This is a genomic window from Georgenia sp. SYP-B2076, assembly GCF_003991205.1.
Lineage (GTDB): Bacteria > Actinomycetota > Actinomycetes > Actinomycetales > Actinomycetaceae > Georgenia.
In genome coordinates this window covers 98278-113327 of the sequence record NZ_RXOZ01000011.1, presented here as the reverse complement: position 1 = coordinate 113327, position 15050 = coordinate 98278, and the positions used below count along the sequence as shown (strand labels likewise).

General features: G+C 74.9%; 11 protein-coding genes. 5 read left to right on the top strand and 6 right to left on the bottom strand.

The window, feature by feature from the left end:
• Window positions 1–274: 274 nt before the first annotated feature.
• Both EJK16_RS05405 and EJK16_RS05400 read left to right on the top strand, forming a co-directional pair.
• Window positions 275–1552, top strand: coding sequence for an amidohydrolase (locus EJK16_RS05405; RefSeq protein ID WP_127127115.1), 1278 nt, complete (start codon window positions 275–277; stop codon window positions 1550–1552).
• Between the two features lie 166 nt (window positions 1553–1718).
• Window positions 1719–2846, top strand: coding sequence for a glutathione S-transferase family protein (locus EJK16_RS05400; protein WP_240645794.1), 1128 nt, complete (start codon window positions 1719–1721; stop codon window positions 2844–2846).
• 339 nt (window positions 2847–3185) lie between these two features.
• Here the strand turns inward: EJK16_RS05400 and EJK16_RS05395 are convergent, their stop codons facing one another.
• Window positions 3186–4922: a hypothetical protein gene (locus EJK16_RS05395; protein ID WP_127127113.1), complete on the bottom strand. Its 1737-nt coding sequence runs from the start codon at window positions 4920–4922 to the stop codon at window positions 3186–3188.
• A gap of 97 nt (window positions 4923–5019) precedes the next feature.
• Window positions 5020–6693 carry an FUSC family protein gene (locus EJK16_RS05390; protein WP_127127111.1) on the bottom strand — a complete coding sequence of 558 codons (1674 nt, stop codon included), beginning with the start codon at window positions 6691–6693 and terminating at the stop codon, window positions 5020–5022.
• Between the two features lie 185 nt (window positions 6694–6878).
• Here EJK16_RS05390 and EJK16_RS05385 point away from each other — a divergent pair, with 185 nt between their 5' ends.
• A complete protein-coding gene (locus EJK16_RS05385) occupies window positions 6879–7805 on the top strand; it encodes an LLM class flavin-dependent oxidoreductase (RefSeq protein WP_127127109.1) in 927 nt (308 codons plus the stop codon).
• A 161-nt stretch (window positions 7806–7966) separates the two neighbouring features.
• Window positions 7967–8215: a thioredoxin family protein gene (locus tag EJK16_RS20025; protein ID WP_240645793.1), complete on the top strand. Its 249-nt coding sequence runs from the start codon at window positions 7967–7969 to the stop codon at window positions 8213–8215.
• A 38-nt stretch (window positions 8216–8253) separates the two neighbouring features.
• On the opposite strand, the gene EJK16_RS05375 is transcribed toward EJK16_RS20025, so the two are convergent.
• On the bottom strand, window positions 8254–9024 hold the full coding sequence (locus EJK16_RS05375; RefSeq protein WP_205739608.1) for an HAD-IIB family hydrolase: 771 nt from the start codon (window positions 9022–9024) through the stop codon (window positions 8254–8256).
• Between the two features lie 210 nt (window positions 9025–9234).
• Between EJK16_RS05375 and EJK16_RS05370 the strand changes: the two genes are divergently transcribed.
• Window positions 9235–10059, top strand: coding sequence for an aldo/keto reductase (locus EJK16_RS05370; protein WP_205739607.1), 825 nt, complete (start codon window positions 9235–9237; stop codon window positions 10057–10059).
• A 144-nt stretch (window positions 10060–10203) separates the two neighbouring features.
• On the opposite strand, the gene EJK16_RS05365 is transcribed toward EJK16_RS05370, so the two are convergent.
• The 3 genes from EJK16_RS05365 to EJK16_RS05355 are packed head-to-tail and all read right to left on the bottom strand — an operon-like array spanning window position 10204 to window position 15042.
• On the bottom strand, window positions 10204–11175 hold the full coding sequence (locus tag EJK16_RS05365) for an NAD(P)-dependent oxidoreductase (protein ID WP_127127103.1): 972 nt from the start codon (window positions 11173–11175) through the stop codon (window positions 10204–10206).
• A gap of 46 nt (window positions 11176–11221) precedes the next feature.
• Window positions 11222–14014: an alpha/beta fold hydrolase gene (locus tag EJK16_RS05360; protein ID WP_370275984.1), complete on the bottom strand. Its 2793-nt coding sequence runs from the start codon at window positions 14012–14014 to the stop codon at window positions 11222–11224.
• Complete coding sequence (locus EJK16_RS05355) at window positions 14011–15042, bottom strand: 3-oxoacyl-ACP synthase III (RefSeq protein ID WP_127127101.1); 1032 nt, start codon at window positions 15040–15042, stop codon at window positions 14011–14013. Before EJK16_RS05355 ends, EJK16_RS05360 begins: the two co-directional genes overlap by 4 nt.
• Between the last annotated feature and the right edge of the window lie 8 nt (window positions 15043–15050).

The following is a 15050-nucleotide window of genomic DNA, read 5'->3' as shown; positions in this document are numbered from 1 at the left end:
GGCCCCTCGCTGAGCGCGGCGGACCAGCTCTGGCTGCGCACGCGCACAACGCCTGCGCGCAGAAGGTGGACGTTCGCGCCGTGCTCGTCAGCCATCGCCAGGGCGTGCGCTGGGCGAGCCGGGACGACTACGGCTTCTGACCACGGCGCGCGCTCACGCCAGGGCCTCCGCCCGTCTTGACGCCCGCCCGTCCGGGCGCCCGAGCCGGACGGCCGCTGCGCGAACCCGCCCGCGCGCCGGGCGGCCGGCGCCCGATCGGCCCAGGATGGGCCCCATGACTTCCAGTGCGAACGCAGCGCCCACCGACAACGGCCCCGACGTCCCCACCGGCAGGAGCCCCCGTGCCACGACCTCGGGCGGCAGCGTCGCCATCGTCGGCGGCTACGTCGTCCCGGTCGCCGGGAAGCCCATGGAGGGCGGCACCGTCCTCGTCGTGGACGGCACGATCCGCGAGGTCGGCACCGACGTCGCCGTCCCCGACGGCGTCCGCGTGGTGGACGCGACGGGCCGCTGGGTGCTGCCGGGACTCGTCGAGTCCCACGCGCACCTGGGCGTCTCCGAGGAGGGCGAGGGCTGGGCCGGGGAGGACACGAACGAGATGACGAGCCCCAACGCGGCCGCCGTCCGCGCCCTCGACGCGATCAACATCGAGGACCTCGGCTTCCGCGACGCCCTCGAGGGCGGCGTCACCTCCGCCGTCGTCAAGCCGGGCTCGGGCAACCCCATCGGCGGTCAGACCGTCGCGATCAAGACCTGGGGCGGCCGCACGGTGGACGAGCAGGTGATCCGCGCCTCGGTGTCGGTGAAGTCCGCGCTGGGCGAGAACCCCAAGCGGGTCTACGGCGAGAAGAAGCAGCTGCCCTCGACCCGGCTCGGCGTCGCCCAGGTCATTCGCGAGGCGTTCGTCAAGGCCCGCAACTACGCCGCCGCGCGCGCGCACGCCGCGACCGAGAGCAAGCCGTTCGAACGGGACCTCGCCCTCGAGACGCTCGCCCGCGTCCTGGACGGGGAGCTCGTCTGGGACCAGCACACGCACCGCCACGACGACATCGCCACGGCCATCCGCCTGTCGGAGGAGTTCGGGTATCGCCTGGTCGTCAACCACGGCACCGACGGCGCGAAGATCGCCGACGTCCTCGCTGAGAAGCACGTGCCGGTCATCTTCGGCCCGATGATCTCCAACCGCTCGAAGGTCGAGCTGCGGGACCGCGGCATCGCCAACCTCGCGCGCCTCGCGCAGGCCGGCGTCCAGGTGGCCATCACCACGGACCACCCGGTCGTGCCGATCCAGTTTCTCGTGCACCAGGCGTCCTTCGCCGTGAAGGAGGGGCTCGACCGGGACGTCGCCATCGCGGCGCTGACCCTCAACCCCGCTCAGATGCTCGGGCTGGACGACCGGGTCGGCGCGCTCCGGGAGGGGCTCGACGGCGACGTGGTCGTCTGGTCCGGGGACCCGCTGGACGTGTACTCCCGCGCCGAGGTGGTCTTCATCGACGGCACCGAGGTGTACTCCAGCGAACGTGGGGTGCGCGAGCGCGGGGAGCGCTTCTGACCGGTGGCGCAGACGCCGCGAGCGTGCGACGGCACGGCCACGGCCCGGCGGCACGACCATCACCCGGCGGCACCGACCCTCCGGCGCCGACCCGGCCGAGCCGCCTCCACAGCCCAACCCCGCTAGACTGGTTGAAGATTGCACTATAGACACGAGGGGACGTCCATTGAGCACCAACGAGGCCATCACCGACCGCACCGCCGGATCGGCGTCGGCGCCTGAACGGGGCGCCGCCGTCGGGACGGGCGCGGAGGAGCATCCCGAGCACCGCGAGGGCGGGAAGTACACGACCAAGGGCAAGGAGTACACCCGGGACACCCGGTACATCACCACCCGCATCACGGCAGACGGTCGTGACGGCTTCGCCGTCGAGGCCGGGCGGTACCGGCTCGTCGCGGCGCGCGCCTGCCCGTGGGCCAACCGCACCATCATCGTTCGGCGCCTGCTCGGCCTGGAGGACGCGCTCTCCCTCGGCACGCCGGGGCCCACCCACGACGCCCGGTCGTGGACCTTCGACCTGGACGAGGGTGGCAAGGACCCGGTGCTCGGCATCGAACGACTGCAGGAGGCATACTTCAAGCGCGACCCTGAGTACCCGCGTGGCATCACCGTCCCGGCCATCGTGGACGTGCCCACCGGCGCCGTCGTCACCAACGACTTCGCGCAGATCACGCTCGACCTCTCCACCGAGTGGACGGCGTTCCAGCGCGCCGGGGCGCCGGACCTCTACCCGGAGGCGCTGCGCGCGGAGATCGACAGCGTGAACAGGCGGGTCTTCACCGAGGTCAACAACGGCGTCTACCGGTGCGGGTTCGCCGGTTCGCAGGAGGCCTACGAGAAGGCCTACGACCGGCTGTTCGTCGCGCTCGACTGGCTGGAGGAGCGGCTGACCCACCAGCGCTACCTCGTGGGCGAGACCATCACCGAGGCGGACGTGCGGCTCTTCACCACCCTCGTGCGCTTCGACGCCGTGTACCACGGTCACTTCAAGTGCAACCGCAGCAAGCTCACCGAGATGCCGGCGCTGTGGGCCTACGCCCGCGACCTGTTCCAGACGCCGGGCTTCGGCGACACGGTCGACTTCCAGCAGATCAAGGAGCACTACTACATCGTCCACACGGACATCAACCCGACGCAGATCGTGCCCAAGGGGCCGGACCTGTCCGGCTGGCTGACGCCGCACGGCCGCGAGGCGCTCGGGGGTCGGCCCTTCGGTGACGGCACCGCCCCGGGGCCGGTGCGCCCCGGCGAGGAGGTCGACCCGGCGCACACCGCCGCACAGATGCGCGGCTGAGGCCGGCGGGTATCTGCGCGGCTGAGCCGGTGCGGTTCAGGCCTGTTCCGGGCCGGAAGCGCCACCGGCTCCGGGGAACTCGCGGCACCACGCGGCACCTTGCGGTGGTGTCGCTTCCGGCACCTCACTGTGGTGAGGATTTGCTGGTCATACACCAGCAAATCCTCACCGCAACCGCCGGACCGGGCGCTGATCCGCGGTGGGCGACGCACTCCACCGGGCGGGCCACCTCGCTGGGCAGGCCGCCCCACCGGGCAGGCCGCCCGATACGCCTAAGCCCACCCACGGACGGGATGCGCTCCCCCGCTCGCGAGGTGCGCCTCCCTCAGGCGCGCGCCGCTACTGGTAGCTGATGAAGTTCGGGGTGGGCTGGACCTGCATGGTCTGCTCCGGGGTGAGCATCGGCCGGTCCTCGTCGTAGAAGTTCTTCCAGCCCCACCATCCGATGCTGGGCGCGCTGGCGCGCAGGGTGCCCCACGTCCCCTGCTTGGCGGGCTGGGAGCCCTGCCCGTCGACGTGGACGAGGACCGCCAGCTCCGAGCGTGACTGGTCGACGCCGTCGACCCCGGGGATCATCCGGACCTGGAACTGGTGGAGGACGAGCACTTTCTGGGGCAGGTTGTTGGCCCGGGTGAGGTCGGCGAGCCAGGTGACCACCTGGTTGACCTCGGCGACGTCGACCTGGCCGATCTGGCGCAGGTGCACCTGGTCCGCGCCGAGGCGCCACTCCGGGTCGAGGGCGAGCCCGACGTTGGGCATGCGCAGCAGCTCCTCGTACGCCTTCGCCTGGGTGAGGAAGTCCGTACGGCCGGGCTGGAGGTCCAGGACCACGTACTGGCCGTGCTCGTGCGCGAGGTCGACGAGCGGGCGCAGCTCCTCGACGGGACGCTCGGCCGTGTAGTTGCCGTCGTCGCCGGGGCCCGCCGAGGCCACCGTGGCGATGATCTCCAGCGCGGGCACCACCTGGTTATCGGTCAGCGCCCGGTACTGGTCGGCGTGGTCGCGGGCGCGCTGGACGGTCGCGGGCCCGTCCTGCTCGCCGAGCACCCCCAGCGCCGCGGTCCCGGGGCTGCCGTACAGGGCCACGTAGGTCTTGCCGGGCAGCACGAGCTGTCCGCCACCGGGCAGCTCGGTGCCCGTGGCCGCCGTAGCGGTGCGCCAGGCCAGCGTCTCGGCGTCGCCGAAGGCCGTGCCGAGCCCTACGACGACGTCCGGGGAGCTGGCGGCGGTCGCCTGGACGGTCTCGCTGGTCGCGCGCGGGTCCCCCGTGGGGACAACCTCGACGGCCGCCCCGGCGCTGCGGGCGGTGGCCACGGCGGCGGTCTGGGCGGGGTCCCCGGTGCTCATCACGACGGTCCCGGCGGCGACCGGCTCGGGCCGGGCGGTCGACGGCAACGTGCCGTCGGCCCCGGCGCCGCCGTCGGACGTGGCGTCCTCGGGAGACGGGACCTCTGCGGCTGCGTCGGAAGGAGCGGGGGACGCGCCGGCGCCCTCCGGAGCCACCGACGGCTCCCCGGCCGCGGGAGCCGGCGCCGGGGACTCCGGGGCCAGCAGCGCCGGCTGCTGGGCGTCGAGCCCGGCGACGGCCGCCACCTCTCCCCCGGCGCCGACCGGCGTCGTCTCGCCGAGCTGGTCCGAGAGGAGGGACCGGAGCGCGTCGTCGTCCGCCGGCGCGGCCACGCTGACCACGTCCGCGACGCCCTCCGGCGGGGCGGCGTCACCCACGGTGAGCACCGCCCGGGCGGCGAGGCGGGTGATCTCGGCCGCCACCGCGGCGTCGTCACCGTCCAGCAGCACGGGGACCCCCAGTGCGGTCGCCGCCGACGCGGCACGCAGGGCGGCATCCGGCGACGCGAGGACGACGACGGGCGCGCTGGCGAAGAGGGTCTGGCTCGCCGCGACGGCGAGGGCGGCGGGGTCGTCCGTGGCCAGCACGGCGGGAGCCGCGGGCGTCGTCGGCTCGCTCGACAGGGGCTCTGGCGTCGGCGTCAGCGTCGGCGCGGAGCCGTCGTCGGCGGTGCAGCCGACGAGGAGCAGCGCGGCGGCCAACGGGGCGAGCAGGGAACGACGTCGCACGTGGTCTTCCTTCCGGCGGGCGGGGCGGGCCAGCCTGACACGGTACGTGCCGACCCGCGCCGCGGGACACCCGTGCAGGTGGCGGCCCCGCGAGGTGTCAGTGGATGACGGCGCGCACGGTGTGCAGCGACACGGGATCGGGCGGGGTCCCGTGACTTGCCTGGCTGGCGAGGGCCCAGCAGGCCCACGACGCCCCGCCCACGCCGTCGGCCGGGCCGCGGGCCGCGGCGCACCGCGCCAGCACCGTGAGCCCCAGCCACGCCGTGGCCTGCCGCGACTCCACCCAGGGCGCCCCCCACAGCGGGTCGTCGCTGATCGCGCGGGCCGCCACGTGCGCGAGGTCCTGCATGTCCAGGGCGAGCTCCAGCTGCGCGCGGCGACCGGCGGCCGTCCCCACCGTGCCGGCACCGATGTGGTCCAGCGCGTCACCGCAGGAGCGCAGCACGCGCTTGACGTAGGTGCCGAGGATGGGCACGGAGCTGTTCCGCCCGACCGTGAAGAGCACGAGGACCGCGACCGCCAGGCCGACGAGCGTGTCCAGGAGACGCTCGGAGATGATCATCCGCACGTCCGCCCCGCCGCCGGCGGTGCCGATGGTCAGCGCGAGGGGGGTGATCATGCAGACGGCGACGGCATAGTTGCGCGGGACCGCGAGCTCGATGCCACCCTGCAGCACGATGAGGATCGCGACCGTGACCCACTGGCTCGGCTCGGCGAGGTTGATCACGGCGAAGATCCCGAGGCCGATGACCGTGCCGACGAGGCGGTTGCGCGCGCGGGCCAGGGAACGGCGGCGGTCCAGGCCCTGGTACAGCACCAGGGCGGCGATCATCATCGCCCAGTACATGTGGTCGGTCCCGATGGCGAGGGCGATCAGGCCGGCCACCACGATGCCGAGCGAAACCCGCGCGGCGGCGTCGAGCGGCACGGTCGGGTAGCGGAGGCCGCGGTCGACGAGCCGGCCTGTGGTGGGCAGCCCGAGCGGGCTCTCCGCCTGGTCGGCGGCCAGGTCCGGGTCCGGGGAGGTCCCGGGGAGCATGCGCGAGGCGTACTCCTGGTGGGCGACCTGGAGCTCCGCCACCCTGGCCCGGGCGCCCGGGCGCCGCGAGGTGGAGTCGCCGGCGGCCCAGAGCACACCCCACGCGTGGTGCAGGGCCGCCGCGGCCGCGCGAGACAGGCCCGGCGCCTCGGCGGAGTAGCGGTCGGCACGCAGGTAGCGCTCGACGGCGGACCGCGCCGCCGCGACTGCCCTCTGCTGCGGGCCGACGGGGTTGAGCAGGAGGTCGGCGAGGGCGATCGGGACCGCGCAGCCCGCGCCGATCGCCGTCGCGGCGATCATCGTCGCCGGGGACACCGTGCCCTGGGCGGGGATGAACCCGGCGACGCCGGCGACCATGACGAAGAAGAACCCGCCGGGCGGCCCGGTCCGCAGGGCGAGGGTCAGGAAGGTGGAGACTGCACCGATGAGCGTGAGCAGGACGATCGCGGCCCACCCGACACCGGCGGTCAGCGCCCCGAGCGCCGAGGACAGCACGAGCCCCACGGCGACGGCGAGGAGCAGGCGCACCCGGTAACGCAGGGGCTGCCCGCGGCCGAAGAGCACCGTGAACGCCCCGGTGCTCGCCATGAGGCCGACGTCATGGCGCCCGGCGAGCGTCAGGGCGACGAGCGGCACGCCGATGGCCATGCTGGCCCGCGCGGCTGTCGGCCACGCCAGGGTGCGGACAGATTCGCGGAGGTCCTGCAGCCCGCCGACTGTCCGCTCGGTCACTGATGGCTCCTGGGGCTCGGGGATGGGTAGGGCCAACGGTAGCCACGCCCACCCACGACGGCGCAGGGGCGCCGACGTGGTGCCGCCCACGTCGGCCGGGGAACGAACCCGGCCGCAGGCGGGTTGCACAGGAAGAGCGCGCGACCGGCACGCCGCCGGGCGGCGTGCCACGGAACAGGAGGACCATGCCCGACTACGGCCATGAGATGCAGATGGGGGTCTTCCTCACGCCCGGCTCCCGCTCGCCCCGGCAGGTCGTCGACCTGGCGCGACTCGCCGAGCGCGCGGGCCTCGACATCCTCGCCCTGCAGGACCACCCGTACCAGCCCGCGTTCCTGGACACGTGGACGCTGCTGTCCTACCTCGGTGCGGCGACCGAGCGCATCCGCCTCACACCAGATGTCGCCAACCTGCCGCTGCGCCCGCCGGCCGTCCTGGCGCGCGCCGTCGCGAGCCTGGACCTGCTCACCGGCGGCCGCGTCGAGCTCGGGCTCGGCGCGGGCGGGTTCTGGGACGCCATCGTGGCGATGGGCGGCCCCCGCCGCACCCCTGGCGAGGCCGTCGGGGCCCTCGAGGACGCCATCACCGTCATGCGGGAGCTGTGGGACCCCACCCGCCGCCACGTGCGCGCCGGTGGCAGCTTCTACCGGCTCGACGGCGCCAAGCCCGGGCCGGCGCCCGCGCACGACGTGAGCATCTGGCTGGGCGCCTACCGACCCCGGATGCTGCGCCTGACCGGGCGCCTCGCCGACGGCTGGCTCCCCAGCTCCACGGGGATGCCGCCGGAGCAGCTGGCCGCCGCCAACGCCATCGTCGACGACGCCGCCCGCGCGGCGGGCCGATCCCCCGCCGACGTGCGCCGCCTGTACAACCTCGCCGGGTCCTTCGACGGTTCCGGGGCGGGCTTCCTTCAGGGGCCGCCGCACGTCTGGGCCGAGCAGCTCACCGACCTCGCCCTCACCGAGGGGACGAGCACGTTCGTCCTCATGACGGACGACCCGGGGACGATCGAGCGGTTCGCCGCGGAGGTCGCCCCCGCCGTGCGCGAGCTCGTGGCGGACGAGCGGGCGGCCCCCGCCCAGACCTCGCCGGCGCCCCGGGACCGGGCATGAGCGCCGCCGTCCGGCCGGGAGATGCTGTGCCCGTTCAGCAAGCTGAGGAACCAAGGACGGCGGGGGCGGCTTCGCGGCTCGGCCCGGGGGCGGCGTCGCGGCTCGGCCCGCGCGAGCTCGGCCTGCCGGCGGGCACCACGCTCGGCCGGAGGGCGACCGTAGTGCAGGTCTCCAGCGCCTTCTGCGCCCCCTGCCGCGCCGCGCGCACGGTCGCCGCCCGCGTCGCGGAGACGTCCGACGGCGTCGCGCACGTCGAGGTCGACGTGGCCGGGCACGAGCAGCTGGCGGCAGCGCTCGAGATCACGAGCACGCCGACGGTCCTGGTCCTGGACGCGGCGGGGCACGTCCAGGAGCGGCTCGAGGGCGTCCCCCGGCTGGCGTGGCTCAGGCAGGTCGTCGCGTCGCTCTGACGCGCCGCTCAGCGGGGTGGTCGCTGTGCCCGCGTCGCTCAGGCCTGCGCGACGACCAGCTTGGCGACGATCCCCTCGACCAGCGCGACGGTCTGCTCCCAGCCCTCGACGGCATAGGTCGGCATGCCCAGGCGGACGACGGGATAGTCGTTGCCGCCCTCGTCGAGGCGGTCCCCGACGAAGAGCATGTCCGCGACGTCGATGCCGGTCTGCTCGCTGAGCCGCGTCATCCCGTAGGCCTTGTCGACGCCGGCGCGGGTGATGTCGACCGACGTGGACCCGCCGGAGCGGACCTCGAGGTCGGGGACCAGCCTCGCGACGGCGTCGCGGAGCGCGCCCTTCTTCTCCCCCGTGGGGTCCCAGGCCTTCTTCGCCTCGAGCGGCGCCTCCTGGCCGAGGGCGGAGAACGTGATCTGGGAGCCGCGGTCCTCGAGGATCTCCCCCCAGGTCCGCTCCTCCCAGAACCCGAGGCGCCTGGCCTCGGACTCGACGGCCGCGCGTGCCTGCCGCCGCTCGGCGTCGCTGAGGTCGTGGGCGTAGACCTGCCGCCAGGACGCGTTCTCGTGGCGGAGGTAGCGGGTGCCGCACGTGGGCATGAGGTGCAGGCGCGAGAGCTGCTCGTCGCTGGCGGGCAGGTGGGCGAGGACCTGGTCGCGGAACTGGCCGAAATGACCGCCGGAGATGATGCACACCGGCAGCGAGTCCAGCAGCGCGGTCAGGGCGGCCCCCATGGGCGCCGGCATCGGGGACTTCGAGGGCGCCAGGGTGTCGTCGAGGTCGAAGGCGATCAGTCGCACGCGGTCCGTCACGGTGTCCAGGGTCTCCTCCTCGCATGGCCCGCACACACTGGCGGGTGCACGCCGGGTCCGGCGTGCTCGTCTGGCGATTATGCCCGGGCGTGGTCCGCGCGGGTGCGGATAGGCCCGCCGATGTGGGGAGCACCACCCGGGCGGGCGACGAGGCGTTGCGTTGGCCCACGACCAGGGCAGGGGACCCGGCGCTCGGGCACAATGTCCGCCATGACTGTGCCACGGCTCACGCTCAACGACGGCCACTCCCTCCCCGCGATCGGCCTGGGGACCTGGCCGATGGACGACGACGAGGCCCGCACCGCCGTCGCCGAGGCCATCCGGATCGGCTACCGCCTCATAGACACCGCCGCGAAGTACGGCAACGAGAGGGGCGTGGGCCGGGGCATCGCCGAGTCGGGGGTGCCCCGCGAGGAGGTCCTCGTCACGAGCAAGGTCCGGGGCAACGACCAGGGTTACGAGGAGACCATGCGGGCCTTCGAGGACACTCGCCGGGCACTCGGCCTGGAGTACCTCGACCTCTATCTCATCCACTGGCCGCTGCCGCGCCTGGAGAAGTACGTGGAGACCTGGAAGGCGCTCGTCGCCCTCCGGGAGGACGGCCGGGTCCGCTCCATCGGGGTCTCGAACTTCACCGCGGAGCACCTGGACCGGGTGATCGGCGAGACGGGCGTGACGCCCGCGGTGAACCAGATCGAGATGCATCCCGCGTTCCCGCAGAGTCAGATGCGGGCGGCGGACGCCGAGCGCGGGGTCCTCACCTCCTCCTACACGCCGCTGGGGCGCGGGCGGCTGCTCGACGCGCCCGCGGTGGTCGAGGCGGCCGGGTTCCACGGCGTCACCCCCGCGCAGGTGGTGCTGCGCTGGCACCACCAGCTCGGCGTCATCCCCGTGCCGAAGTCCGCGGACCCGGAGCGCCAGCGCGAGAACTTCGACATCTTCCGGTTCGCGCTGCGCGCGTGGGAGATGGACCGCATCACGGCGCTCGAGGGGAGCCGGTACGGCGGGGACCCGGAGTCTCACGAGGAGTTCTGAGCGGCGCCGCGCGCGAGCGGTCCGCGCTCCGGCCCCGCGCAGCTCCGAGGCGCCGGCACCGCGGGCGGGCGAGCGCCGTGCCCAGCTCCGAGGCGCCTGCGAGAGGACCCGCCGGTAGTCCCGCTAGTACTTGACCGCTCGGCCCTAGTGGTTGCGGTAGTAGTCGGCCAGGCGGGTGAACCCCTCGTCGAGGCTGACGGTCGGTTCCCAGCCGAGCGCCTCGCGGGTGCGGCGCAGGTCGAACCAGTGCGCCGTGGAGAGCTGCTCGGCGAGGAACCGGGTCATCGGCGGCTCGTCCCGGCCCGGGCGGACGGCCCACACCTTCTCGACGACGGCCCCGGCCGCCCGCGCCACCGCGCCCGGGACGGCCCAGCGCGGGGCGGGCACGCCGCCCGCGTGGCACATCGCGGCGAGGAGCTCCGCCACCGGCCGCGGCTCGCCGTTGGTGACCACGAACGCCTCGCCGTGCGCCTGCTCCGCCCGGTCCAGGCCGGCGACGATCGCGCTGACCGCGTTGTCGATGTACGTGGTGTCGATGAGCGCGGCCCCGGCGTCGAGGTTCGGCAGGCGCCCGGCGGCGGAGCGCTCCACGACGCGCTGGACCAGCTGGGTGTCCCCCGGCCCCCACACGATGTGCGGGCGCACTGCCAGGACGGCGAAGCCGAGCGCGTCCGCCCCCAGCGCCAGCAGCTCGGCGGCGGCCTTGGTCCGGGCGTAGTTCCCCCGGGCGCGCGCGGGCTGGGCCACCCCGGCGGCCTCGCCCACGATCGAGGTGCCGGTGTGCGCCACCGACGGCGAGGACACGAAGACGAACCGGCGCGCCCCGGCCTCGCGCGCCGCGTCCACCAGCAGCCGGGTGCCGTCGACGTTGGTGCGCTCGAACTCGGCGAGCGCGCCCGCGAAGGACACCTTCGCGGCCAGGTGGACGACGGCGTCCTGGCCCCGCGTGGCCTCCGCGACCACCCCGGGGTCGTCCACGGCGCCACGCACGTCCCGTGCGCCGGCGAGCGCGGAGGGGCGCCGCTGCAGCGTGGTGACCTCGTCCCCGCGCGCGAGCAGCGCGACGGCCACCTCACGCCCGAGCATTCCGCTGGCACCGGTGACCAGGACCTTCACGCGCGCCCCCCGGCGGGCTCGCGTCCGGCGCGGGTCCGGGCGGCCGTCACGGGTTGCCCGCCCGCTCCCCCGCGAGCATGCGGGTCGCCCAGGCGGCCAGCCGCCCGCGCTCGACCTTCGAGTTGTGCCGCACGTCGGTGGGCACCTCGGGCACGCGCAGCACGGCTGCCACCGGGACCCGGGCGGCCGCGCGCACGGCCCGGGCCAGCCCCTCCGGCGCGAGCGTGGCGGGGTGGCGGGCGCCGGCGTGCACGTCCGGGTCCGTCTCGACGACGACGACGACCTGCTGGGCGCCGATGGGCCCGACGCCGACCGCGGCCGCGCGGACCACGCCGCGGACCGCGAGGGAGTCGTTCTCGACCTGCACCGGGGTCACCACACCGGCGGCCGTGACGATGACGTGCGTGACCCTGCCCTCGATCCACAGGCGGCCCGCGGCGTCGAGGTGCCCGACGTCGCCGGTGCGGTGCCAGCCCGGCCAGGTCGCCGAGTGGTCCTGGGTGGCCCAGAGCCGGTCGTAGCGGTCCTTCAGGTTGGGGGCCGTCGCCAGGACCTCGCCGGTCACGCCGGCCTCGTCGGTCGGCTCGCCGGTGGCGCGGCCCTCGTCATCGAGCGGGACGATCCGCACGTGCGCGCCGGGCACGGGGGCGCCGACGCACGTGCCGTTGCCCGCGCCGGGGACGGCGCCCGCCGCGGCGTCGGCCTCCGCGGCGCGGATCTGGCCGAGCGAGATGTCCGTCAGCGGCAGCGCCTCGGTCATCCCGTAGGGCGTGTGCGCGTCGGCGGCCGGCATCACGTCCGTGACCCGGGCGAGGCGCGCCGAGGAGATGGGCGCCCCGGCGGAGAGGAACAGCCGCACCTCGCCCAGCGCGTGGCGCTGCGCCTCGGTGAGGTCTCCGGAGGTGCGCACCACGTTGTCCAGCGCCGAGGGCGAGGCGAAGACGGCGTAGGCGTCGATGGCCGCGACCGCGTCCGCCAGGGCGCCGGCGGTGAGGGTCGCCGGGGCGGTGACGTCCATGTCCGGGGTGGCGCTGGTTGCGCCGAGGGCGGTGCCCAGCAGCGCGAAGGGCGCGAACCCGGCGACGAAGCTGCGCTCGGGCGAGAGCCCGTAGGTCGCCGCCACGACGTCGCGCATCCCCGCCAGGCGGCGGTGGGTGTACACCACGCCCTTGGCCGGGCCGGTCGAGCCGGAGGTGAACAGGATCGCCGCGTCGGAGTCCGGGCCCGGCTCGGGCGGCAGCTGGGTTCCGGCCGCTGCGAGCGAGGCGCCCCGGACCAGGAGCTCGGGCACGCTGCCGTGGATGCCGAACACCCGTCGGCGCGAGTGCACCGTCCGGGGGGGGAGCATCTCGATGCCGGCGACGGCGGGGCGGGCGATGAACTTCCGGCCCGGCCAGCCGAACACGCGGGCCGCGACCAGCGCGCGCTCGATGCCGATGATGTGGTCCGGCGCGGCGCCGCGCACAGCCCGCGTCAGGCCCTTGATCCCCAGGCCGGCGTCGGCCAGCACGACGGTCGCCCCGACGCGCAGGCAGGCGAACAGGGCGGTGGTCAGGTCGACCCCCGGCGGGATGAGCAGGCTGACACGGTCCCCCGGCCGAACGCCCGAGTCCGCCAGCCCGAGGGCCAGGTGGTGCACGCGCGTGGCGAGCTCGGCCCAGGTCAGGCTGGAGGGTCCCGCCGCGCCCATGGCGACGACGGCGGCCGCGGCCGAGCCGGCCTGCTCGAGCAGCGCGGCGTACAGCGGGCGGTAGGGGGCGGTGGCGGCCGTCGGCAGCGGCCCCGGCGCGGGGCGCGGGCCGCTCCGGTCACCCCCGGGAGCCCGCGCCGCGGCGGGCGCCCCCGAGGCGTCGCGGCCGAGCCGGCGGCGGTCGAGCCACGTGACGACCGTCCCGGCCACGTCGGCGTCCTCGACGACCAGGTGCCCGGCGCCCTCGAACCGGTGCACGTCGGCGTGCGGCAGGCGCGTGAGGAGGTCGCGCAGGTAGCGCTCGTAGAAGACGGGGTCCTTCGGGCCCCACATGATGAGGGCGGGCACGCCGAGCGCGCCAACCCCGGCGGCGAGGCGCGCGAGCTCGGCGTGGCTGGGGTGCGCGGCGTCGACCGGGATGTCCTCGACGAACGCGCCGATGCCGCGCCGGTCGCGGACGCTGCGGTAGGGCGCCTTGTACGCGGCTCGCACGTCCGCCGGCAGCGGCGGTCGGGCCAGCGAGAGCGTCACGTCGAGGAACGCCGGGCTCAGCTCCGTCGCCGGGCCGTGGACGGCGCGGTGCCGGGCCAGGCGCAGCAGGTAGGGCACCTTCGTTCCCGCGGCCTGGAAGACGGCGGTGTTGGTCAGCACCAGCCCGGCGAGCTCGCGCGGGTGGTCCACGGCCCAACCCATGGAGACGACGCCGCCCCAGTCGTGCCCGACCGTCACGACCGGCAGGCCGTCCCAGCTCGGCCCGGACAGGCCGAGGGCGTCGGTGAGCCCGCCCAGCTGGCGCACCCGGTCCGCCAGCCGGTGGTGGGCGCCGGTGCGCTCGGAGTAGCCCATCTCGAGCTGGTCCACGGCGACCACCCGCCAGCCGGCGTCGGCGCCGGCGGCGAGCACGGAACGCCACAGGTAGGACCACGTCGGGTTGCCGTGCACGCACAGCAGCGTCCCGCGGGGCGTCGTCCCGGCCGGCAGGGACGCGGCGTTGTCGAGGTAGTGCCACCGGCGCCCGCCCACGACGGCGTCGCGGGACCACTCCGGGTCCACCCCGGGCCACGTCGTCGGGTCGGGGACGGGCCCGGCGGACCCGCGGACCCCTCCCGCGGCGTCGTCGGACGGCGCAGCGGGGACGGGCGCGGTCACCACGCCAGCTCGAGCATGGTCGTGTTCAGCCCGGAGCCCACACCCAGGCACATCACCCGGTCTCCCGCGGTGAGGGTGTCCGACTGCTCGGACAGGGTCATGGCGATGGCGGCGGGGCCCACGTTGCCCCACCGGTCGAAGGTGATCGGGACGACGTCGGGGTCGAGGTTGACCGCGTCGACGATGGCCTTGGTGTAGGGCGTGGAGATCTGGTGGGTGACGTAGCGGTCCAGCCCGGCCCAGTCCCAGCCGTCCCGCTCGGCCTCGTGCCACGCGTCGGTGACGAGCTTGAGGCCGTGGCGGAGCAGGTTCTTGGTGTCGGTCGTCATCTTGCCGAAGGAGCCGACGCACAGGGCGTGGTGCTCCGACCCGGCGCGTGAGACGCCGCCGAGGACGCGGTGACCGTCGGGCCGCTCCGAGGCGCGGCCGATGACGGCGGCCGCCGCGCCGTCGCCCAGGGTGAGGGAGGCGAACTGGTCGGAGTACTCCTCGCGGGTCACGCCGTCGGCCAGGAGGCGGGCGAGCGTGCCCTCCTGCGTGGTGCGGACGTCCTCGCTGTTGACGATGACGGCGTAGTCGATCTGGCCGGCGTCGACCATCGTGGCCGCCAGCTGGATGCCGTTGATGAAGCCGAGGCAGGCGTTGGTGATGTCGAAGTTCATCGCCGAGGAGGGCAGGCCCATGCGGTCGTGGACGCGGACCGCCACGGACGGCTCGAGGCTGCTGCGCGAGACGGAGGTGTTGATGAGCAGACCCACCTGCGAGGGGTCGACGCCCGCCTCCGCGAGGGCCTTGCTGCCAGCGTCGGCCGCCATGTCCTCGAACTCGGTGCCCGGCGCCCACCAGCGACGCTCCCGCACCCCGGACACGCGCTCGAGGAGGTTCGCGGGAAGACGCAGCCGCTCACGCGTCGGCGCGAGGCGCTCCTCGAAGTTCGCGGACGTCACCACGATCGGGGCCTCGATGTGGGACAGGCCGACGATGGCGCTGTCGCGGTACCGGAACGTCGCGTTTCCCTTGAGATTCACGACCTTAG

Excerpts from the sequence above, each read along its gene's own strand:
- EJK16_RS05405 (WP_127127115.1), top strand. The coding sequence starts at position 275 with ATGACTTCCAGTGCGAACGCAGCGCCCACCGACAACGGCCCCGACGTC.
- EJK16_RS05385 (WP_127127109.1), top strand. The coding sequence starts at position 6,879 with ATGCCCGACTACGGCCATGAGATGCAGATGGGGGTCTTCCTCACGCCC.
- EJK16_RS05370 (WP_205739607.1), top strand. The coding sequence starts at position 9,235 with ATGACTGTGCCACGGCTCACGCTCAACGACGGCCACTCCCTCCCCGCG.